This window comes from Kiloniella majae (genome assembly GCF_002118315.1).
GTDB lineage: Bacteria > Pseudomonadota > Alphaproteobacteria > Kiloniellales > Kiloniellaceae > Kiloniella > Kiloniella majae.
In genome coordinates, this window is the sequence record NZ_MTSZ01000046.1 from 1 (window position 1) to 249 (window position 249).

Consider the following 249-nt stretch of genomic DNA (forward strand, 5'->3'; position numbering starts at 1 on the left):
TCTTTTCCTCTCCTTCTCTTCCTCCTTTTCTGCCCTCCCCCCTTTCTGGCACCTGTATTTTTTTTCCCCCTCCCTCCCCCGCTTCCGCTCCTTGTCTACCCTTCCCCCTCCCTCCGCTCTCTCCTCCCTCTCCCCCTCCTCCTCCCCCACTCCCGTTTTTTTTCCGCTTTCCTCCCCAGCCCCAGCTTCTAGTTTTTTTCTACCCTCTCTCTTTTTTCGCTTCTTTTCCCCGGTCCCTGATCTCTTTCT

General features: G+C 55.4%; 1 protein-coding gene. It reads right to left on the reverse strand.

Annotated features, from left to right (window positions below):
• The coding region (locus BKB51_RS21405) for a hypothetical protein (RefSeq protein ID WP_198946838.1) at nt 1-249 on the reverse strand (249 nt) is incomplete at both ends.